Genomic DNA, 20460 nt, shown 5'->3' with positions numbered 1-20460 from the left:
AAGGCGTCCGGCGGCCCGTACGGGGTGCCGGACCGCCGGACGCGACAGCGGGAGGCTCAGGCGCGGGCGAGGCGCGGGACCGCGTCGAGCAGGGTGCGGGTGTACTCGTGCCGGGGCGCCCCGATCACCTCTTCGACGGGGCCTGACTCCACGAGCCGGCCATGGTGCATGACGGCGACGTCATCACAGACGTACCGCACGACGGCGAGGTTGTGCGAGATGAACAGCATGGTCAGACCGAGTTCGCCGCGCAGTTCGCGCAGCAGGTTGAGGACGGCTCCCTGGACGGAGACGTCCAGGGCGGAGGTGATCTCGTCGGCGATGAGCAGCTTGGGCCCGGCCGCGAGGGCGCGGGCGATGGCTACGCGCTGGCGCTGGCCGCCGGAGAGTTCGCGAGGGTACTTGCCCGCGTACGTGGCGGGCAGGGAGACCAGTTCGAGGAGCCGGCCGACCTCCGTCGCCCGCTGGGCGCGCGGGACGCGGGTGCCTTCGGCGATGGCGTCGCCGATGCTCATGCGCGGGTTCAGCGACGAGTACGGGTCCTGGAAGACCATCTGGACGCGTCCGGGCGCGACTCCGGTGACCTTGCCCCGGTAGGGGGTCAGGCCGGCCACGGCGCGGGCGAGGGTGGACTTCCCGGAGCCGGACTCCCCGACGAGACCGGTCACGGAGCCCTCGGGGACCTCCATGCTGACGCCGTCGACGGCGGTGAAGGAGCCGTATCGGACGGTGAGTCCGTCGATGTTCACTGGACCTCCCAGCAGGCCACGGAGTGGTCTTCCGTGCGGGCGAGCAGCTTGGGGCGGATCGCGCAGCGGGCGGTGGCGAAGGCGCACCGGTCGGCGAAGGCGCAGCCGTCGCCGACGTCGCCGGGCGCGGGCTGGCGGCCGGGGATGGTGCTGAGGGGGCCCGACCGGTCGGTGTCCATGTCGGGGAGGGAGCCGACCAGGGCACGGGTGTAGGGGTGCCGGGCGTAGTGGAGGCCGTCGGCAGGGAGCTCTTCGACGACGCGGCCCGCGTACATGACGGCGATCCGGTCGCACAGTTCGCTGACGACGGCGATGTCGTGGGAGATGAACAGGGCGCCTGCGCGCGTCTCGTCGACCACCTCGCGCAGCACCCGCAGCACCTCGCGCTGGACGGTGACGTCGAGCGCGGTGGTGGGCTCGTCCGCGATGATCAGGCGGGGCGTGCCCATGAGGCCCATCGCGATGACGGCGCGCTGGCGCATACCGCCGGACAACTCGTGCGGGTACTGCCGGGCGACCTCGGCCGGCTGTTTGATGCGGACCGTGCCGAGGCGTTCGACGGCGCGGGCCCGTGCCTCGGTGCGCGTGACGCCGTCGTGCAGGGTGGCGACTTCGGCGAGCTGGCCGCCGACCCGCAAGGCCGGGTTGAGCGAGGAGGTGGGGTCCTGGAAGACCATCGCCAGGGACGAGCCGAGCAGCTTGCGGCGCTCCGCGTCCGTGAGGCCGTCCAGGTCCACCCCGGCCAGTCGCGTGCGGGCGCTGCCGGCAAGGCCGGGGTAGGGCACGATCTGCCCGATGGCGGCGGCGGTCATGCTCTTGCCGCTGCCCGATTCGCCGACGAGGCCGACGATCTCGCCCTCGCGGACGGTCAGCGACACCTGGCGTACGGGGGAGATGTCGCCGGGGAATGCGACGGTGAGGTCCCGTACCTCCAGGACGGCGTCCGGGACGGGCTCGTCCCGGGTGGGGGTCACCACGAGGGCGGCGGGCTTGCCGACGGGTTCGCTCGTGTGGGCGGCGGCCTTGGCGAAGGTGTCGCCGAGCAGCATGAAGCCGAGACCGGCGAGGGTGACGGCGAGCGCGGGCGCGACGACCACGGACGGGGTGACGTAGACGTGCCCGAAGGCTTCGTTGAGCAGGCGCCCCCAGTCGTACGAGGGTGCCTGGACGCCCATGCCCAGGAAGGACATCGCGGACAGGCCGAGGAGGGCGCCGCCCATCGCCTGGGCGGTGTTGAGGATGAGAGGTTCGGCGATGTTGGGGAGGATGTGCCGGGTGAGGATGCGGCGGCGGGGCACGCGCAGCATGCGGGCGGCCGCGATGTAGTCCGATCCCGCGACGGTCGCGGTCATGGTGTGGGTGAGCCGGGCGAAGGTCGGTGCGAGGGCCACGCCGATGCCGAGGACGGCGCCCTGTGCGCCGAGCCCGGCGACGACGGCGGTGAACATGGCGAGCAGCAGGGTGGGGAAGGCCACCAGGAGGTCGACCGCGGCGATGACCGCGCGGCCGGCCGGTCGCGGAAGGATCTGCGGCAGGGTGCCGAGGAGGATGCCTGTGACGGTGCCGATGAGGGTGGCGAGGAAGGCCAGGCCGAGGGTCAGCCGGGTGGCGACGAGGGTCCGGGCGAGCAGGTCCCGGCCGAGGGCGTCGGTGCCGAGCAGGTGCGCGGACGACGCTCCTTGGCTGATCTCCTGGGGGTTGATCTGGTCGGCGGCGTCCTGCCAGATCAGCGGTCCGACGATGGCGAGGAGGACCATGAGGGCGACGAGTACGGCGCCCAGCAGACCGACGGGGTTTCTCAGCAGGCGGCGCATCAGCCCTCCCGGCGGGTGGAGGCGGACGGGGTGGCCAGTGTCGACTTGGGGTCGAGGAGCCCGAGCAGGATGTCGACGAGGAAGTTGACGACGAGGACGAGCGCTCCGTAGACGAGGATCATGGCCTGCGCCACGGGATAGTCCTTCTGCGTGATGGCCTCGACGGTGCGCAGCCCGAGGCCGGGCCAGGCGAAGACGTTCTCGACCAGGACGCTGCCGGTGATGAGTCCGCTGAGCAGCAGGCCGCCCATGGTCAGGGTCGCGGTGAGGGCGTTGGGCAACAGGTGGACCGCGTACAGCCGCCATGCGGGCAGCCGTTTGGCGTGGGCCAGGCGCATGTAGTCGGTGTCCAGTTCGCGCAGGGTCTCCACCCGGGCCAGGCGGGCGATCATCGCCGCCGGAGCAATGGCGAGCGCCGTGACGGGCAGGACGAAGGAGGCGGGGCCGGTCAGACCGGCGGGCGGGAACAGGCCGAGTCCCAGGGCGAGGACGAGCAGCAGCGCCAGACCGTAGAGATACTCGGGGATGGCGACGGCCGCGCCGGTCAGCGTGGTGAAGGCGGTCTCGGTGCCGCGCCGACGTCCGTTGTGGGTGCGGACGGCGGCCCACAGGCCTAGCGGTACGGCCACGGCGAGGGCGACCAGAGTGGCGAGGACCGCGAGAGCCAGGGTGGCGGGGAGGCCCTCACCGATGATGTCGCCGACCGGCTGGGAGGAGAAGAACGACGTCCCGAGGTCGCCCGACGCAAGGTCGCGGACGTAGTGCATGAACTGGGTGAACAGCGGTTCTTCGAGGCCGAGTTCGCTCCGGCGCTGCGCGACGAGTTCCTTCGGTGCGGTCGGGCCGAGCATCTTGCGCAGCGGGTCGCCGGGGATCAGGTGGATCATCGAGAACGAGGCCACGACAAGAACGGCGAGCGAGCCGGCCAGACGGAGCAGCTGCCGGGCGAAGAAGCCTGGCGTGAGCCGGCGGTGGCGGCGCGGCGCAGCGGCGGCAGGCGCTTGGTGCGGGGCGAGCACGTCGGATGGGGTGGTCACTTCCGTCCTCCCGTCATACGGATCGACGTCGGGTCGAAGAGCCCCGCCGTGATGCGGAAGGTGGCGTTGTGGGCTGCGGTGGTGAGGGTCTTGTCGACGACGGGGACGAGATCGACGTTGTCGAACAGCGCACTCTCCGACCGCGCCCACAGGGCGCAGCCCGACGTTCCCGGAAGCTTGCTCGCCTCGGCGGTGAGTTCCTCGTACGTCGTGTTGGTGAGGTGGGCGAAGTTGCCGCCCTCGGGGGTGAAGGGGCCGGACAGCGAACCGATGAGCTGCGTGGGCAGGGTGACGCCGAGCGACACCCAGTCCACGTCCCAGTCCTGAGTGACCGCTTCCACCTCGTCGTAGGTGGCGTCCGACAGGGCCCGCAGCCGCACGTCGACGCCGACCTTCTTCCACGCATCGGCCAGGTATTCGGCCGCGGCGGCCATGCTCTCGCCCCCGAAGGTGCCGTAGATCATGCGGATGGTGAGCCTCTTTCCTTCCTTCGTCCGGAAGCCGTCGGGGCCTCGGCGCCAGCCGGCCGCGTGGAGCGCCGAGCCGGCCGCGATGGGGTCGAAGGCGGGCAGGTGGCCGGTGACCGTGTCACCGGGGCAGGGGTTCGGCTGCAGGACCAGACCGGTGGGCCGTTGTCCGGTGCCGCCGGTGGAGATCGCGCCGAGGGCGTGCAGGTCGACGGCCTGGAGAAGTGCCTTGCGGACCGCCGGGTCGTGGCCGGGGTGTCCCTTGCCCTGGTGGAAGAAGAACTCCTGGGTGCCGTTGGCCTGGACGGTGGTGGTCACGCCGGGGACGTTGGTCACCCGGGCACGATCGGGGCCGGCGAACTGCGCGGCGTTCAGTTGGTGGGAGAGCAGTAGGTTGGCCGCGGTCGACTCGTTGCTGACGACCTTGAGGACGACCGAGCCCGGCATGGCGGGATCGGATGCCGTTGCTCCGCCGGGTCCCCAGGCGTAGTCCGTGCGCCGGGTGAAGGTGTAACTCTGGTTCGGCCGGGCCGCCGTGAGCTGGAAGGGGCCCGATCCGGAGGTGCCGCTCTCGAGCAGGGAGCGGTCCTTCAGACCCTGGCCGCAGACCATGAACAGGTACCGGGTGCTCTGCAGGATGAGCGCGAACGGCTTGGGCGTGGCAAGGGTCACCGTACCCGCCTGGTCATCTGCCTTCGCGGTCAGGCCCTCGGGGACCACGACACCGATCGCGGGCGACTTGGTGGCCGGATCGGTGATGTGGTCGATGTTCGCGGCGATCGTGCTGGGCGTCACCGGGCTGCCGTCCCAGCAGGTGACGCCGCGGCGAAGGGTGAAGGTGACCGACGACGGCTTGACGTCCCATTTCTGGGCCAGGCCCGAGACGATGCGGCCGTCGGGGGCGATGTTCACCAGCGTGTCGTAGGCGAGCGACAGGGCGGTGTACGTGGTGCTGTTCTGAAACTGGGCCGGATCGAGCAGACCGGGATCGGTTTTGATCGCGAAGGTGAAGGCGTCGCCGCCGGTCGACCCGGCCTGCGCGACGCTGCCGCAGCCGGCCGTCAGCAGTGACACCGCGAGACAGGCGGATATCGCCTTGGCTCTTTTCATCGGGGGCTTCATAGGGGGCTCCTTGGAGCGGGAGAGTTGCCCCACAGTCGCGGCTCGTGGCCGGAAATGATTCAGTCGGGGCGACGAAAGCCGCGGGGCTCATTGGGTGGGGGATCCCAAGCCAAGCGACGGTCTCGGAGACGCGTCGGCCCCGGACCGCGGGCGATGCGGTCCGGGGCGTGACGTGTCCGTACGAAGGGGCGGCGTGCACGGGTGGCTCGGGGTGGCTTGGCTCGGCGTGGGTTCGTTCAGGTTCCGGCGCGGAGATGGTCGACGGCGGCCCGGGCGGCCCGGCCGATCGCACGGTCGGCGAGGGGTTGCCGCGTGGCTGCGGTCGACGTACGAAGGAAGACGCCCACGGCGTACCGCTTGCCGTCCGGGTACTCGATCACGCCGGCCTCGTTGCGTACGGCGAAGTCGGTGCCCGTCTTCCCGGCGAGCCGCACGCCCGGTTCGGGGAAGCCGGAGACGAGGCGGTGCTGCCAGACCTGTTGACTCATGATGTCCCGCACCTCGGCGCAGGCGCTCGCCGGCCCGGCCTCGTCGCGCCAGATGGCGGCGAGGAGAGCGGTCACCTCACGGGCCGTGCTCGACGGGCTGGTGCCGGGAGCGCAGGCCCGCAGGGCGAGGAGCCGTTCGTCGGGAACGCCCGCCAGCTGGTCGTCGAGGGAGCGGTCCGGATCGAGCCCGAGTTCCCGGCGGATGTCGTCGTCCAGGGCGGCGCAGGAGGAGAACCCGAAGTCGGGGAAGCCCAGCTCGTCCAGTGTCGCGCGGACCCGTTCGGTTCCGACGATGTCCAGGAGCAGGTCGGTGGCGGCGTTGTCGCTGATCGTCATCATCATGAAGGCGAGGTCGCGGGCACTCATCTCGACGTCGTGGGCGCAGCCGTCGGTGCCGCTGCCGCCGGCCCGGTAGGCGGAGGTGACGGTGTGGCGCCGTGCCGGGTCGAGCTCTCCTGCCGCTGCCTGCCGGGCGTACTCCAGGGCGATGGGGATCTTGAAGACGGAGGCCAGCACGACCAGGGTGTCGGCACCGTGACCGAACTCCTCCCCGGTGTCGAGGTCCCGGGCGTGGACGTGGCCTTCGACACCGGCCTCGGCGAAGGCGGACGCGAGCACGGAGTGCGCCTCCTCGGCTCCGGCCGACGGTGCTGCGGCTGTGGTCATGTCGTCTCCTCGGTCGGAAGGGCGGCCGGTGCCCGGCGCAGGTGGTCGACGGCGGTCCGTGCGGCGCGGCCGATCGCGGCGTCGGCGGCCGGGTTGCGGCCGCCGAGGGCGGGGGTGCGCAGGAAGACGGCGACGGCGTAGCGGCCGCCGTCGGGGTACTCGACGACGGCGGCTTCGTTGAGGACGCCCCACAGGGAGCCGTTCTTGGCCGCGACGCGGACGTCGTCGTCGAAGCCCGCGGCGAGGCGGTGGACGGACAGCTGATGGCTCATGAGTTGGCGTACTTCGGCGCAGGCTTCGGCGGGGCCGGCCCGGTCGCGCCAGATCGCGGTCAGCAGGGAGGTGATCTCCCGTGGCGTGCTGGACGCCGAACGCGTCGGGTCGAACATGGCGAGGCCCCTGATCCGGTCCTCGCTCACCTCGTCGAGCTGGGCGTCGATGTCGCCGTCCGGGTCGAGGCCGAGCTCCTCCCAGACCGGGTCCCACAGTTCGCGGTAGCGCCCGACGGGGAGGCGCGGGCAGCCGAGTTCGGCGGCGACGGCGCGTACCCGGTCCGTGCCGAGGATCTCCATGAGCTTGTCGGTGGCCGCGTTGTCGCTCATGGAGAGCATGAAGAAGGCGAGGTCGCGGGTGCTCATGGTGACGTCGTGCCGACAGCTGTCGGTGCCGATGCCGCCGCCCTCGCGGTTGGCGGCGGTGATGGTGTGGCGGGCGGCCCGGTCGAGGGCTCCGGCGGCGGCCTGGCGGGCGTAGGCGACCGCGACGGCGATCTTGCGGAGGGAGGCGACGACGACGGGGGCGTCGGCGCGGAAGGCGACCTCGCGGTCACCGCCTTCGCCGTCGCCGTCGATGTCGCGGGCGTGGACGAAGCCCTCGACTCCGGCCTCGTCGAAGATCGTCCGGAGAGCTGGGGTCGTCGCGTCTGCGGTGGATGGTGGTGTCATGGGGATCCGATCCTGCGGAGATCAGCCGGCCTTGGGGGTGGCACGGCCGCTGTAGTGGAGGTACGAGGAGCCGTCGGCGCGCTGCTCGAACACCACCGCGTCCCAGATCGAGTCGCCTTCGTCGCGGCCGACGAAGTTGGTCGCGTCGACGGCGACGAGGTCGAGGGTGCGGGACCGGGCGAGGCCGACGAGGACGCCGGTGGGTTCGGTGCGCAGGCGCAGCCCACCCTCGTGCGCGGTGACATGGATCCTGCTGCCGGCCCGCTCGTAAATGCCGCTGAAGGGTTCGACGTCGACGTCGACGGGCGGCTCGGGCGGCGCGATGGGCGCGGGGACGTCGATCGCGTGCAGGCCCCCAAGGAGTTCGGTGACGAGACGGTGCTGGAACTCGACGCTTCGGCCGCCGTTGATCAGCGCGGCGACGACCGTCCCTGGCTCGGGCAGGACCCAGAGCGCGGCGTGCTGGCCGATGGTGTCGCCGGTGTGGGAGACGACCTCATGGCCGTCCCACTCGTCCAGGCTCCAGCCGATGCCCCACTGCCGTCCGCCGGCGTGCGGGTTGGGCAGATCGACCTGAGCCTGCCGCAAGGCGGCAGGGTCGGCGAGGAGCGCTCCGGGGCTGAGGTGGGCACGGCCGAAAGCGACCACGTCGGCGGCCCGCGCGCAGATCAGGCCTGCGGGGCCGACGGACCGGGGCAGGCCCCACCGCGGCACCACGGCGCCGTGCTCGTCGTGGCCGACGGCCGCGCCGAAGCGCAGGACGTCCTCCGGCAGCGTCCGGGTGTGCGTGAGGCCGAGCGGGTCGCAGATCTGCTCGCGCAGGGCCTGGTCCCACACCTTTCCGGTGAGCTGCTCGACGACACGGCCGGCGATGACGAAGCCGGAGTTGCAGTACGAGTGGGAGTCCCCGACGGGGAAGGTCTGCTCCAGGTCGGCGCACGCCTCGACGTACCGGCGCAGGCAGTCGTCGCCGCGCCCGGTGTCCAGGAACAGGTCGCCGTCGATGCCCGAGGTGTGGGTGAGCAGGTGGCGGAGGGTGATCTCGTCCGTGGCGCGCGTATCGCCCACCCGGAACTCCGGCAGGATCTCCACGACGGGGGTGTCCAGCGTGACGCGGCCCTGTTCGACCAGGAGCATCAGCTGGGTCGCGGTCCACACCTTGGTGACCGAACCGATCTGGAACAGCGAGTCGGTGCGCACCGGCGCCCCGGTCGCGGTGTTGAGGACGCCGGTGGCGCACTCGTACAGGTCGCCGCCGTACCAGAAGGCCAGGCTCGCGCCAGGCACGTCGGAATCGGCGGCGAGCACCGCGAGGCGGCTCGTCCAGTGCTCGATGTCGGCCTTCACGCTCGCCCTCCGGGTGGCTCGATGTGTCTGGTTGCGGCTCGGTGAACTTGGCCGGAAGCGTACGCACCAAGGCGCCAGCAGAGTTCGTACTGAGATACGAACGTGCAGGTCGGAGCTTGTCCCGGCGGACGACTCGGGGGGCGATCGGCGTTCCTAGGGTGGCGTCCACCCGACGTACGAGGAGACGAGACGACGATGCCGCTGATCGACCGCGACGACTGCGCCCTGGTGATCATCGATGTGCAGACCGATTTCTACCCGCCCCACCGGCTCGACGTGGACCGGCAGCGGTTCCACGACATGGTGCGGCGCATCGCCTGGATCACGTCCGTGGCGGACCGCCTGGAGATCCCCGTCGTGGTGACCGAGGAGGACCCGGCGGCCAGCGGCCACACCGTGCCGGAGATCCGCGAGGCGCTGCCGGCCAAGGCGGTCACGCTGTCGAAGAACGCCTTCGCCGTGTGGGACAACCCCGACATCGCCGCCGCGATCGAGGCCACCGGACGCACGACGATGATCCTGGTCGGCATCGAGACGGACATCTGCGTGGCTCACTCGGCGATCCAGCTGCACCACGCGGGCAAGCGCGTGGTGGTCGTGGACGACGCCGCGTACTCCCCCGGTCAGGCCCACGAGCGAGGCCTGCGACGCCTGGCCGGCCGGGGCATCGAAACGCTGTCCACCAAGGAACTCTTCTACGACTGGGTGCGGACCATCCAGGACGCGGACGCCTTCCACGACACCCACGCGGACCTGACGGTCCCGCCGGGCGTGCGGCTCTGACCGAGCCGACGCTCAGTCGAGCCTGGCGGCGGGGCCCGGGCCTTCGGTCCCGGTCCCGCGGCCGTTCTGCGTCTGCCCCGGTCCCAGCAGCCGCAGCTGCAACATCGCGGCGAACCTGGCCGACGGGTCCTGCAGGTCGATCTCCCCGACCTCGGACACCCGGCGGATGCGATAGCGGAAGGTGTTGGGGTGGACGAACACGCTCGCGGAGGCGGTGATCACGTCGCCGAAGGCGTCCAGCCACGCCCGCAGGGTCTCGACCAGGTGGGCGTTGTGCTTGGCGTCGTACGCGACGAGGCGGGCGAGGGGCCCGGACAACTCGTCGCGGTTGGCGACGGCCAGGTCCCGCATCTCCAGGAGCAGAGCGTCGACGTACACGTCGGCGATCGAGGCGACACGCTTCCCGGTCCGGCCGGTGAACAGCACGCGCAGGGCCCGGTCGGCGTTGGCCCGGGACCGCGGGAGCGCTGCCGGTTCCTCGGCGACAGAGCCGATTCCGATGACGGCACCAGTGCGGTCGCCGGTGCGCTGGAGGAAGTTCGCCGCCACCTGCAGGGCGCGATCCCTGGCATGGGCGCTGTCGCCGGGGACGGGGAAGAGTGCGTACGCCACGTCACCGAGCAGCGCCACCGCGGAACGCGGCTGTACGGCGGTGAGGTGCACGGCCAGGGCGGCGGCCAGGCGCTGACGCTCGGCCGTGACGTGGGCGTGGTCCTCTCCCCGCTCGGGCGCGAGCCCCATGGCCATGACCAGGGTGGGTTCGTCGACGAGGCCGAGCCGGCCGAGCGCTTCGACCGCTCCGGCCCCGCCTTCGAGGGCGGTCGCGACGAGGTCGGCGCGCAGGCGGTTCTCGGCGTCCGTACCGGCCCGGAATCGGAGCATGTGGAGGGCGACGAGCTTCGCCGCCTCCAGGAACGCCTTCTCGCGCTCCGGAGTGAGGGGCTTGCGCAGCGCGGCCCATACGGAGCCGAGGAACTCGTCGCCGGCACGCACGGCGACGGCGACCCGGGGCAGTGCCGCCTCGTCGCCGAGGGTGGGCGCGGGCACGTGCACCAGGCCGTCGCTGCGGTACAGCTCCTTGAAGACGCCGTGCTCCTCGTGGTGGCGCAGATAGCGCTCGGGCACCTGGCGGGCGAGGATGCTCTCCACCCGCGGGGCGTCCGCCTCGTCCTGCCGTCCGGAGAAGGCGAGGATGCGGGAGCGCCGGTCCTCGATGGTGACGGGGGCGTCGAGGAGGGTGGCGATGGCGTTGGCCAGGGCGAAGAGGTCTCCGGACGGCACCCCGCCCAGGGTCTGCTCCTCACCCTCCCCCGCATTGCCCACGTCGCCTTCGGCGAGCAGGGTGCGCAGCATGGCCGCGAGCTGGGCCCAGGAGGCTCCGCGGGTCAGGGCGAGCAGAGCGACGCCGGTCTCGGTGACGACCGGCTCCAGCTCGTCGGCGTCCTCGACGGGGCCGCGGACGACGAGGGCGGTGGCTCCGAGCGCGGCGAGATACCGCAGCAGCCGCGCGGTCTCCTCCGCTCCGTTGACACCGACGCCGAGCACGATGGCGCGCTCCGGGTAGTGCTGCTCGTCGTACGGGTCGTGGATGCCGACGCCGCCGATCTCACCGGCCGCGTCGGGGTCGCCGTACAGCAGGTCCAAGAGCGTGTGGCCGAAGTCCTCGAGCACCCGGCTGAGGCTTCGGGCGGGGTGCGTCGACATGTGCCTGATCATCTCCGCAGGTTAGGACTCGCACAGCCCTGCGATGTGGTGCGTGCGGACGAGGGTACGTCAGCAGGTTCGTTCGCGGATACGAACTGCGCTTGTGGGTCGCCAGAGGCGGGCGACGGCGGCTTCGGCGAGGGCGTCGGTCGAGTCGACCAGCGGTAGCACGCGGGATGCCGCTGAGCTGATCAGCGGTATCTCGGTACAGGCGGCGACGACCGCCTGCGCGCCCCGCTCCTTGAGGCTCTCGGTCGCCGTGGCGATCCAGCGCTCGGGCCCGCCAGGATGTCCGCCGCCCTTGACCGCGCGGATCGCGGTGTCCACGTACTCCTTCTGTACGGCGTCGGGCACCTGGACCACGTCGAGCCCGAGCCGGGCGCCGGCCCGCTCGTACAGCCCGGTCAGCCGCGTCCCCCTCGTCGCCAGAACACCCACGCGCTCAAGCCCAGGCGTGCGGCGCGCCGCTGCCTCAAGGGCGGCCCTGATCATGTCGAGGACCTCGACGCCGGTGGCCCTGGACAGCTGCTCGACGTAGGCGTGCGCGGTGTTGCAGGGCACGGCGATGCAGCTGACTCCCGCGCGCTGGAGCCAGCGGGCACCCTCGACGAGGGCGGGAACGGGCGAAGGCCCTTCCCCGAGCAGCGCCGCCGTCCGGTCCGGGACGGCTGGATCCGCCCACATGAGGACGGGCAGATGCGCCTGGTCGGATCCCGCCGGGGTGCGTTCGACGAGCCGCCGGTAGAAGTCGGCCGTGGCAAGGGGGCCCATCCCGCCGAGGATGCCGAGGGTCGGGCGGGTGACGTGACGCATGCGGGGCAGCCTTTCCGTTCTTCCCGCCGTGCTGCGCGGGGTCTCGACGCGATCGTCGTCCGATCGGAACAGCGAAATGTCGTCGCCGACGCCAAAAGCTCCGGCCGGGATTGGTACGGGGCGCCGGAGCACCCCCGCGCCGGGCATCGGGTTCGGTCGAGCGGACGAAGCGACCACCCCAGAGCTGTGACGGAGACCGAACCCTCGCACCCGGGTGCCGATTTGACTGACCTCCGGCCCCGCCCCTGCCCGGCCGGGTTCGTTGATCGTCAACACGAAGGCCCACCATGCACACGTACGACCCTGCCCTCACCGACCTCGTCGTCGCCTCCCTGCGCGACCGGCTGCTGAACCGGCCCCCGCTCAACCACCCGGGCGAGGGGGACAAACTCGACAGGGTCCTGGCCGGGCTGATCGGCCCCGAGGGAAACGATCCGGCGGAGGTCCTGCGCCTGTGGACCGAGCAGCTCGCGCCGACCGTGATCGCGGTCGACAGTCCCCGCTTCCTGTCGTTCGTCCCCGCCGCCCCCACGCAGGCCGCCACCCTCTTCGACATGCTCGTCTCGTGCTCGTCGATCCAGGGCGTCTCCTGGCTCCTCGCCTCAGGCCCCATCACCGCCGAGAACCAGGTCCTGCGCCTGCTCGCGGACCTCGCCGGGATGCCGGCCGAAGCCGGCGGATGCTTCGTCTCCGGCGGCTCGGCCGGAAACCTCTCCGCCCTGGTGACCGCACGTGACACGGGCCGGCGCCGCCGGGGCCTCGGCCCGTACGACCGCGTCCGGTTCGCCGTGTCCGACCAGGCCCATTCGTCCATCGGCAACGCCCTGCGCATCATCGGCGTCGAGCCCATCACGGTGCCGACCGTGGACCACCGCCTGACCGGTCCCGCGCTGCGCGCGGCGCTCGTCGCCGACGCGGACCCGTCCGACGTCATCGGGGTGGTGGCGACGGCCGGCACGACCAACGCCGGCATCATCGACGACCTCGCGGGAATCGCCTCCGCGGCACGGGACTTCGGCCTGTGGTTCCACGTGGACGGCGCGTACGGGGGCGCCGGCCTCCTCGCCCCGAGCCTCCGGAAGCGCTACCGGGGCATCGAGCACGCCGACTCCCTCGTCATCGACCCCCACAAGTGGCTGTTCGCCCCCCTCGACTGCGCCGCCCTCCTCTACCGCGAGCCGCGCCTGGCGAGAGTGGCCCACACCCAGGACGCCTCCTACCTCGACGCCCTTCACACGGACGACGACGCCCAGTGGAACCCGAGTGACTACGCCCACCACCTGAGCCGCCGCGCCCGAGGCCTCCCCCTGTGGTTCTCCCTCGCCGTCCACGGCACCCGCGCCTACAGCGAGGCCATCGAGAAGGCCCTCACCCTGGCCCGCGCCACCGCCACCCTCATCCGCGACACCCCATACCTCGAACTCATCCGCGAACCAGAGCTGTCCGCCGTACTGTTCCGCCGCATCGGCTGGACCGCGGAGGACTACGCGGCCTGGTCCGCCCGCCTCCTCGCCGGCCAGACCGCCTTCGTCGCACCGACCGGCTGGGAGGGCGAGACCGTCGCACGGTTCGCCTTTCTGCACCCAGAGACCACTCTGGAGCTGGTCGAGGAGATCGTGGGCACCATGGCCTGAACAACCCCCGCCGCCAAGCGGCCGGGACAACCCCCGAGTGGGGCTGTCCCGGCCGGGGAGAATCGAGCGCGTAAAACGGCGTCTGGTTTCCGACACGAGGACGACCATGGCGCTGGCGATGCCGTCGGCGACCAGGGCCACCGCCGAGGCTGCACCCCGCGATCCCCCTGCACGCCTTCGTCGTGCTCGATCAGGGCTGGGACAACGTCCCACGCCGAGCAGAGGAGAAACCGTCTCCGCGCCAACGCCGACAGAGCCACCCGCACCGCCATGTCACCTGATGGCCTGCCAGCGAAGTCGGCAAAAGGTCGGCATTCAGCTGACCAGACCTGCTCGCATGCGAGCACACCTTGGAAGCACACTCGCCGACTGCGCGACCGGCAGGGGATGCGATACGCATCCCCTGAGCAGTCATGCCGGAAGCCGCGAGGAGGACCGGCATCCGTCCACCCCTGAATCGACTCCGAGGATGAAAGACCAGGTCAGCGCACCCTTCCCCGCGCCTTCAGCTGGGTCGCCGGGACCTCCGGGGCGTCCAGGCGGTCGCCGTCGTACCCCTTCACCTCGCCGAAGCGGTCGGAGGTCATCCACTCCTCGCGGGCCTTGCGGATCTCCTCGTCCGTGCGGCCCACGAAATTCCACCACATGACGATCTCCTCCTCGAAGGGTTCGCCGCCAAGGAGCATCAGGCCGGCGTCCGAGGACGCGCGGAGGGGGAGTTCGGTGCGGCCGCAGCCGAGGTAGAGCATCGAGCCGGGGTGGACCGGGACGCCGTCGACGTGGGCCTCGCCCGACATCGCCAGGACCGCGTACTCGAAGTCCGGGTCCAGCGGGAGGTTCGTCTCGGTGCCCGCCGTGAGGGCGAGGTCCGCTCCGACGAGCGGGGTGTACGTGGTGCCGGGCGAGGCGGCTCCGTCGAGTTCCCCGAGGATCACCGTGGCCGTGAGGCCCGGGGCGGTGACCCGGGGCAGGTCGGCGTGGTGCTGGAAGTGCGGCTCCACATGGCGGTGGGTGTCGGGGAGGGCGACCCAGAGCTGGGCGCCGTGCAGGAAGCGGGCGTGCGGCTTGGGGCTCTCCTCCGAGTGGGAGATGGCCCTCCCCGAGGTCATGAGGCCGAGTTCGCGCGGCCGGATGGTCTGGAGACTGCCGGTGGAGTCGCGGTGCAGGACCTCGCCGTCGTGGAGCCAGCTGACGGTCTGGAGTCCCATGTGCGGATGCGGCGGGACCTGCATCCCCGGCTCGTCGGCGATGTCGTCGGGGCCGTAGTGGTCGACGAAGGCCCAGGCCCCGACCATCCGCCGGCCCAGGTTGGGGAGCAGTCGCCTGACCTCGGTCGACTCTCCGAGCCGGACCCGTCGGGGGCTGAGGAGTTCCCGTACCGGCTCGGCGACGACGAAGCCGCGGCCGCCGCACACGGTCAGCGCGGCCTGGCGATCAAGATTGCTCATGCTCAACCTGTTCCTGTCCGGGTTTACGGGAGGCGTGGCGCCTCCGTGGAGACGAGATGATCTTAGTGGAATGTTCAACCATCTCGCCTTGTTGACCTGGTCGTCCACCTCCCAGGGTGGCAGATCAGGCACTCCGGAAAGGCTGAGGCAAGTGAGCGACACGTACTACGAGTTCGGAACGGCCGGAGAACGCTGGGACCGCGCCCGGTTCTTCTTCGACGCGAAGGAGTACGGAACCGCCGTCCGCATCCTGCGCGGCCTGGTCGCCGATCACCCCGAGCAGAACGCCCAGCGGCTCCTTCTCGCCCGGGCGTACTACCACTCCGCCCAGCTCTCCCGGGCCGAGACCGAGCTGAAGGCCGTCCTGGAGCGCGACCCGGTCGAGCACTACGCCCGGCTGATGCTCGGGCGCACGCTGGAGCGCCAGGGGCGCGCGGACGAGGCCGCGCCGCATCTGCGGATGGCCGCTGCCATGGCGGGCGAGACGCCTCCGTCCTGATCCGGCACCCGCCGCCATGGCTGGGGCGACGCCTCCGTCCTGACCCGACCCGCCGTCATGGCCGGCGAGACACCGCCGTCCTCACGCGTCCCTCATACCCCCGCACGGTATATTCGTCAGCCAGGAGGTCCTGGCTATGCGTCCACACCGAGCAGAACACGGCAGACGAGCGGAAGGCGCCCTGGCGCGTCTTCTGCTCGTCGTCGTGCTCGCGCTCGGCGTGTTCCTCATGCATGCCGTCGGCCATCCCGAGGGCTCGGGCGGCGGTACGGAGACCACTTCCGCGGTCGCCTCCGTCGGCGCCGGCCACGACGCGGGCACCGGCGCCCACGGCCACGAGGGCCCCGGCCCTCGGCACGAGCCGGGCACCGGGATGGACATGACCACCCTGTGCGTGGCCGTCCTGGCCGGCTGGCTGCTCACCGGACTCGTCCGGGCGGCCCTCGCTCGCCGCCCCGACTGGTCGGCACTCCTCCTGGCGCGGCTCACGCCCACCCTGGGGCCGCACGCTCCGCCGCCCCGGCCCCCCGACCTCACCCAGCTGTCCGTCCTGCGGATCTAGACCGTACGCACCGCCGCCTCGGGCGCCCCGCGCTGCCCGTGGACGGCTTCGGTCCGCCCTTTTCCGTCTGTACGAACAGCACACGAGGTATCACCCACATGCGCGCCTTCACCTCTCGCACCGCCCGGACGTCCGCCCTCGTCGGCATCGCCGTCGCGACCGGACTCGTCCTCTCCGCCTGCGGCACGGACAGCGGCACGAGCGGAACGGACCACGCCGGTTCGTCCGCCTCCGCTTCCGCTTCCGCCTCCCCCGCCCCTTCCGGCTCCTCCACGGATGCCGCCGCCCCCGGAGCCTTCAACGACGCGGACGTCATGTTCGCGCAGATGATGATCCCCCACCACGAGCAGGCCCTGGAGATGGCGAAGCTCGCCGAGGGCCGGGCCCAGGACCCGGAGGTCAAGAAGCTCGTCACCGCCATCGAGCAGGCCCAGGACCCGGAGATCCAGAAGATGAAGGCCTGGCTGAAGGGCTGGGGCAAGCCCGAGTCCGCCGGTCACGGCTCCGGCGGCGGACACGGCATGGCCGGGATGATGTCCGAGCAGGACATGAAGGATCTGGCCGCCGTCACGGGCAAGGCCTTCGACCGCAAGTTCGCCGAGCTGATGATCGCCCACCACAACGGCGCCGTCGACATGGCGAAGGACGAGCAGAAGAACGGCAGCAACGCCGCGGCGAAGGCCCTCGCCGACGACGTCGTACGGACCCAGTCCGCCGAGGTCGCCGCCCTGCGGAAGATCCTCGACCGGATCTGATCGGGGCGGGGTGGGGCGCGTCGGGTCGGTCCGCTCCCGACTCGGCACCGTACGAGGCGTGAGGCGGCCCGCCGCTCTCCTGGGCGGGCTGCCCCCGGCCGCGTGAGCCGCCCCCGGGCCCTCAGCGCTCCACCACGACCTCCCCGCCCACCACGACCGTCTCTGCCACCGTGCCCGGGATCTCGTCCGGCGCGACGCGGAGGATGTCGCGGGAGAGGACGACGAAATCGGCCAGCTTGCCGACCGTCAGCGAACCCCGTTCGTCCTCCAGGAAGTTGGCGTACGCCGAGCCCATCGTGTAGCCCTCGACGGCGGTGGCGACGTCGATCGTCTCGGCCGCCGTCCACGACTCCCCGCCGCCGGGCGGGCGGCGGGTGACGGCGGCGTGGATGCCGACCATGGGGTCCATCTCGGCGACGTTCCAGTCACTGGAGAGGGCGAGGACCGCGCCCGCCGCGCTCAGGCTCCGCAGCGGCCAGGCCTTGTGCCAGCGGTCGGGGCCGACGTTCTCGGCCCAGTCCTGACCGGGTCCGGCGATGTCCGGAGCGGCGTGCCGGGGCTGCATACAGGCGACGACGCCGAGTTCGGCGAAGCGCGGGGTGTCGGCCGGGTCGAGGCACTCGACGTGCACGATCTGGTGGCGCGCGTCGCGCGGCCCGTTGGCGGCACGGGCCCGCTCGACCGCATCCAGGACGGTACGGATCCCCCGGTCGCCGGTGGCGTGGACGAAGCACTGGAAGCCCCGCGCGTCGAGGCGGGTGAGCAGTCCGGCGAACTCCTCGGGCGGGTAGAAGGTGTCACCACGGTGGTGCGAGCAGCCCGCGTACGGTTCCAGAAGGGCTGCGGTACGGGGTTCGACGACGTCGTCGATGTACAGCTTGAGCGGGCCGACCCGCAGCCGGTCGTCCGTGAACTTCCCTGCCGCCGCGCGGAATTCGTCCAGCTCGGCGTCGGTCGTTCCCCTCGGGTGGAAGAGCGCGGCGACGATCCGCGAGCGGAGCCTGCCCTCCGCCCGCGCGCGCTCGAACAGGGCGAGGTCGTCGAGCGAGTTCTGGGGTTCGACGACGGTGGTGATGCCGAAGCCGATGGCGTCGTCGAGGCTCTTGGCGAGCCGGCCGTACTGCCGGTCCGGCGACGCCCAGGGGACGCCGAGCTCGCGCAGGGCGCGGTGGCCGTCGCGCGAGAGTCCCTTGATCGCGAAGTCCTTGACGAATCCCGTCGGTTCGCCGGTCGCCGGGTCGGTGACCGCCCTCCCGAAGGGGAGGTCGGTGTGGTCGCGGTCCACGCCGAGCCGCCGGAGTGCGGCGGTGTTCAGCCAGGCGGTGTGGACGTCGTAGCTGAGGACGAGGGCGGGGGTGTCGCCGGTGACCGGGTCGAGGTCGGCGGCGGTGGGCATACGTCCGCCGGGAATCGCGGAGTAGTCGAAGGCCTCGGCCTCGATCCACTCGGCCTCCGGATGCGCGGTGTGCCAGGCGCGGATACGGGCGTGGATCACGTCGAGGCTGCGGGCGCCGGCGAGCTGCACGCAGGCGTCGTCGGAGCCGAGGCGGACGTGGTTGTGGGCGTCGACGAAACCGGGGAGGACGAGCCGTCCACCGGCGTCGATGACCCGGGTGCCGGCGCCGGTCCAGGCCCCGGCCCCCGCGTCCGACCCGATCCAGACGATGCGCCCGGCACGGACGGCGAGCGCCTGCGCCTCGGGGAGTGCGGGGTCGACGGTGTGGATCCGGGCCCCGGTGAGGAGGAGGTCGGCGGGAGCGGAGTCGGGGATGGGTGCTGAGTCGTCGGTGCGGTCAAGGGTCGCGGCGCCTTCGGGGGGCGCAGTGCGGTCGGGGGTGCTGCTGTTCATGCGGGGTGGCTCCATGACGTACGTACGAGGGTGTCGGGGCGGGCGAGAGGCCGGTGACGGGGCGGCAGGGGCCCCGAGGCTGCCGGCCGGGGGTGAGGCGTGCGGGCGAAGGCGGGGCCTGGGAGGCAGAGGCAGGCCTGGGGGTCGGGGGTGGGTGGCGCGGGCGAAGACGGGGCCTGGCCGGAGGCAGGGCATGCGCCGGGCACAGGGCTTGCGCCGCACACAGGGCCCGTCCCCGAGGCCTCAGGCCCAGCGGCGAAAGCGCGGCCCTCCCGCCGCCTCACCCCCGTATCGGAGTCACCCGCCCGCGTGCCAGCGCCACGTACACCAGGGCCGAGACCCCCGCCCCCAGCACCGTGAGGTCCGCGCCGCCGAGTGGGGCGACGAGTGGGCCGGTCCAGAGCTCGGAGTCGCAGGTGAGCGCCGAGAAGACGAGGCCGGCGAGGAGCGCGGTCAGGCCGGCCGGGTGCCAGCCCGCGCGGTACCCGTACGCGCCGCCTGTCCGCGCGTGCAGCCCGGCGGAGTCGTAGGTGCAGCGTCGGAGCACCATGTCGGCGAGGAAGACCCCTCCCCAGGGGGCGAAGACGATGATCAGGAGGGAGAGGAAGGAGAGGAGCGAGGTGGTGAAGTCCGTGAGGAAGAGGGCGCCGAGGGATCCGGCGGCGGTCACGGCGGCGCTGATGAGGATGGCGCGGGCCCGGCTCCAGGGGATGCCGAGGACCTGGAGGTTCAGGCTCGACGAGTAGAGCGTGATGATCGAGTTGGTGACGGAGCCGCCGAGGACCAGGGCGAGGAAGAGCGGCTGGAACCAGCCGGGGAGCAGGCTCTCCGTGCCCGCGACGGCGTCCGTCATGTCGGTCTGGGTCGCGGCGGCCACGCCGGCGACGCCCAGGGCGACGGAGGAGACGAAGCCGCCGAGGGCTCCGCTCCAGGTGACGGCCTTGAGGGACGTGGTGCGGGGCAGATAGCGGGTGTAGTCGGCGGGCATCGGGAGGTACGAGAAGGGGCCCGCGAGCATGACGACGAAGGCGAGGCTCCAGGCGGAGGCGCCGGGCGCGGCGGCGGGGGCGGAGGTGTCGGCGCCCGGCAGCACGAGGACGAGCAGGGCGGCGAAGCCGGCGGCGAGGACGTACGCCATCCAGCGTTCGGCGAACTGGACGGTGGCGTGGCCCCAGAGGGCGACGGCGAAGGTCAGCGCGAGGGTGACTCCGAGGGCGAGGGCGCGGGAGGTGTGGCCGCCGTTCCAGCCGAGGTCGGCGAAGAAGGCTTCGAGGGCGAGGGTGCCCACCACGGTGTTGACGATGGTGTAGCCGATGCTGACGATCCAGTTGAGCAGCCCGGCGGGCCAGTTGCCGCGCGGGCCGAAGGCCGCGCGGGAGATGACGAGGGTGGCGGTGCCGGTGCGCACGCCGCTGAGTCCCGCCGCGCCGATGGCGAGGAAGGAGAGGCCGCCGAGCACGACGACGGTGGTGGCCTGCCAGAAGGAGAGCCCGAAGGCGACGGCGAGGGCGCCGTTGATGACGTACGTGAAGGTGAGGTTCGAGCCGAACCAGAGCCAGAAGACGTCCTTGGCGCTTCCGTGCCGTTCGGCGTCGGGGATGGGGTCGATCCCGTGCTCCTCGACCTGGAACACCTCGTCCCGGCCCCTGGTCACGGGCGCCGTCTCATGTCCGAGCACACCGCACTCCTGTCGTGGGTTCTTGAATGCCGTTCTAAGTCTTAGAACGGCATTCAAGATGTGCGATGAGTTCGGGCCACGTCAAGACCCGCGAAGGTTGC

Annotated in this window: 17 protein-coding genes; 5 read left to right on the top strand and 12 right to left on the bottom strand. The window is 71.8% G+C overall.

The window, feature by feature from the left end; translation table 11 throughout:
• Positions 1-56: 56 nt before the first annotated feature.
• The 7 genes from ACZ4VK_RS19435 to ACZ4VK_RS19405 form a co-directional block, all read right to left on the bottom strand.
• A complete protein-coding gene (locus tag ACZ4VK_RS19435; RefSeq protein WP_468353591.1) occupies positions 57-749 on the bottom strand; it encodes an ABC transporter ATP-binding protein in 693 nt (230 codons plus the stop codon).
• Positions 746-2563 carry a dipeptide/oligopeptide/nickel ABC transporter permease/ATP-binding protein gene (locus ACZ4VK_RS19430; RefSeq protein WP_468353590.1) on the bottom strand — a complete coding sequence of 606 codons (1818 nt, stop codon included), beginning with the start codon at positions 2561-2563 and terminating at the stop codon, positions 746-748. The genes ACZ4VK_RS19435 and ACZ4VK_RS19430 overlap by 4 nt, the downstream gene beginning before the upstream one ends.
• A complete protein-coding gene (locus ACZ4VK_RS19425; protein ID WP_468353589.1) occupies positions 2563-3600 on the bottom strand; it encodes an ABC transporter permease in 1038 nt (345 codons plus the stop codon). The genes ACZ4VK_RS19430 and ACZ4VK_RS19425 overlap by 1 nt, the downstream gene beginning before the upstream one ends.
• Complete coding sequence (locus ACZ4VK_RS19420) at positions 3597-5189, bottom strand: ABC transporter substrate-binding protein (RefSeq protein ID WP_468353588.1); 1593 nt, start codon at positions 5187-5189, stop codon at positions 3597-3599. Before ACZ4VK_RS19420 ends, ACZ4VK_RS19425 begins: the two co-directional genes overlap by 4 nt.
• 236 nt (positions 5190-5425) lie before the next feature.
• A complete protein-coding gene (locus ACZ4VK_RS19415; protein WP_468353587.1) occupies positions 5426-6343 on the bottom strand; it encodes a serine hydrolase in 918 nt (305 codons plus the stop codon).
• Positions 6340-7287 carry a serine hydrolase gene (locus tag ACZ4VK_RS19410; RefSeq protein WP_468353586.1) on the bottom strand — a complete coding sequence of 316 codons (948 nt, stop codon included), beginning with the start codon at positions 7285-7287 and terminating at the stop codon, positions 6340-6342. Before ACZ4VK_RS19410 ends, ACZ4VK_RS19415 begins: the two co-directional genes overlap by 4 nt.
• Before the next feature lie 21 nt (positions 7288-7308).
• On the bottom strand, positions 7309-8634 hold the full coding sequence (locus tag ACZ4VK_RS19405; protein ID WP_468353585.1) for a serine hydrolase domain-containing protein: 1326 nt from the start codon (positions 8632-8634) through the stop codon (positions 7309-7311).
• Between the two features lie 195 nt (positions 8635-8829).
• Here ACZ4VK_RS19405 and ACZ4VK_RS19400 point away from each other — a divergent pair, with 195 nt between their 5' ends.
• Positions 8830-9417, top strand: coding sequence for an isochorismatase family protein (locus tag ACZ4VK_RS19400; protein WP_468353584.1), 588 nt, complete (start codon positions 8830-8832; stop codon positions 9415-9417).
• Positions 9418-9429: 12 nt separating this feature from the next.
• Here ACZ4VK_RS19400 and ACZ4VK_RS19395 read toward each other — a convergent pair whose 3' ends face one another.
• Both ACZ4VK_RS19395 and cuyB read right to left on the bottom strand, forming a co-directional pair.
• Positions 9430-11121 (bottom strand): PucR family transcriptional regulator, encoded by a 1692-nt coding sequence (locus ACZ4VK_RS19395; protein WP_468353583.1) that lies wholly within the window; start codon positions 11119-11121, stop codon positions 9430-9432.
• Between the two features lie 69 nt (positions 11122-11190).
• On the bottom strand, positions 11191-11934 hold the full coding sequence (gene cuyB, locus ACZ4VK_RS19390) for a cysteate racemase (protein ID WP_468353582.1): 744 nt from the start codon (positions 11932-11934) through the stop codon (positions 11191-11193).
• Between the two features lie 287 nt (positions 11935-12221).
• Here cuyB and ACZ4VK_RS19385 point away from each other — a divergent pair, with 287 nt between their 5' ends.
• Positions 12222-13568, top strand: coding sequence for a pyridoxal phosphate-dependent decarboxylase family protein (locus tag ACZ4VK_RS19385; protein ID WP_468353581.1), 1347 nt, complete (start codon positions 12222-12224; stop codon positions 13566-13568).
• 482 nt (positions 13569-14050) lie between these two features.
• On the opposite strand, the gene ACZ4VK_RS19380 is transcribed toward ACZ4VK_RS19385, so the two are convergent.
• A complete protein-coding gene (locus tag ACZ4VK_RS19380; RefSeq protein ID WP_468353580.1) occupies positions 14051-15016 on the bottom strand; it encodes a pirin family protein in 966 nt (321 codons plus the stop codon).
• Between the two features lie 151 nt (positions 15017-15167).
• Here ACZ4VK_RS19380 and ACZ4VK_RS19375 point away from each other — a divergent pair, with 151 nt between their 5' ends.
• The 3 genes from ACZ4VK_RS19375 (at position 15168) to ACZ4VK_RS19365 (ending at position 16832) form a co-directional block, all read left to right on the top strand.
• A complete protein-coding gene (locus tag ACZ4VK_RS19375) occupies positions 15168-15515 on the top strand; it encodes a tetratricopeptide repeat protein (RefSeq protein ID WP_468353579.1) in 348 nt (115 codons plus the stop codon).
• 136 nt (positions 15516-15651) lie between these two features.
• Positions 15652-16077 (top strand): DUF6153 family protein, encoded by a 426-nt coding sequence (locus ACZ4VK_RS19370; protein WP_468353578.1) that lies wholly within the window; start codon positions 15652-15654, stop codon positions 16075-16077.
• Positions 16078-16175: 98 nt separating this feature from the next.
• A complete protein-coding gene (locus ACZ4VK_RS19365; protein ID WP_468353577.1) occupies positions 16176-16832 on the top strand; it encodes a DUF305 domain-containing protein in 657 nt (218 codons plus the stop codon).
• Positions 16833-16953: 121 nt separating this feature from the next.
• On the opposite strand, the gene ACZ4VK_RS19360 is transcribed toward ACZ4VK_RS19365, so the two are convergent.
• Complete coding sequence (locus tag ACZ4VK_RS19360; protein WP_468353576.1) at positions 16954-18681, bottom strand: amidohydrolase; 1728 nt, start codon at positions 18679-18681, stop codon at positions 16954-16956.
• A gap of 280 nt (positions 18682-18961) precedes the next feature.
• On the bottom strand, positions 18962-20359 hold the full coding sequence (locus tag ACZ4VK_RS19355) for a purine-cytosine permease family protein (RefSeq protein ID WP_468353575.1): 1398 nt from the start codon (positions 20357-20359) through the stop codon (positions 18962-18964).
• Between the last annotated feature and the right edge of the window lie 101 nt (positions 20360-20460).

The sequence above is a fragment of the Streptomyces sp. NPDC028711 genome, assembly GCF_055565415.1.
This window is presented reverse-complemented; position numbering and strand designations above follow the sequence as displayed.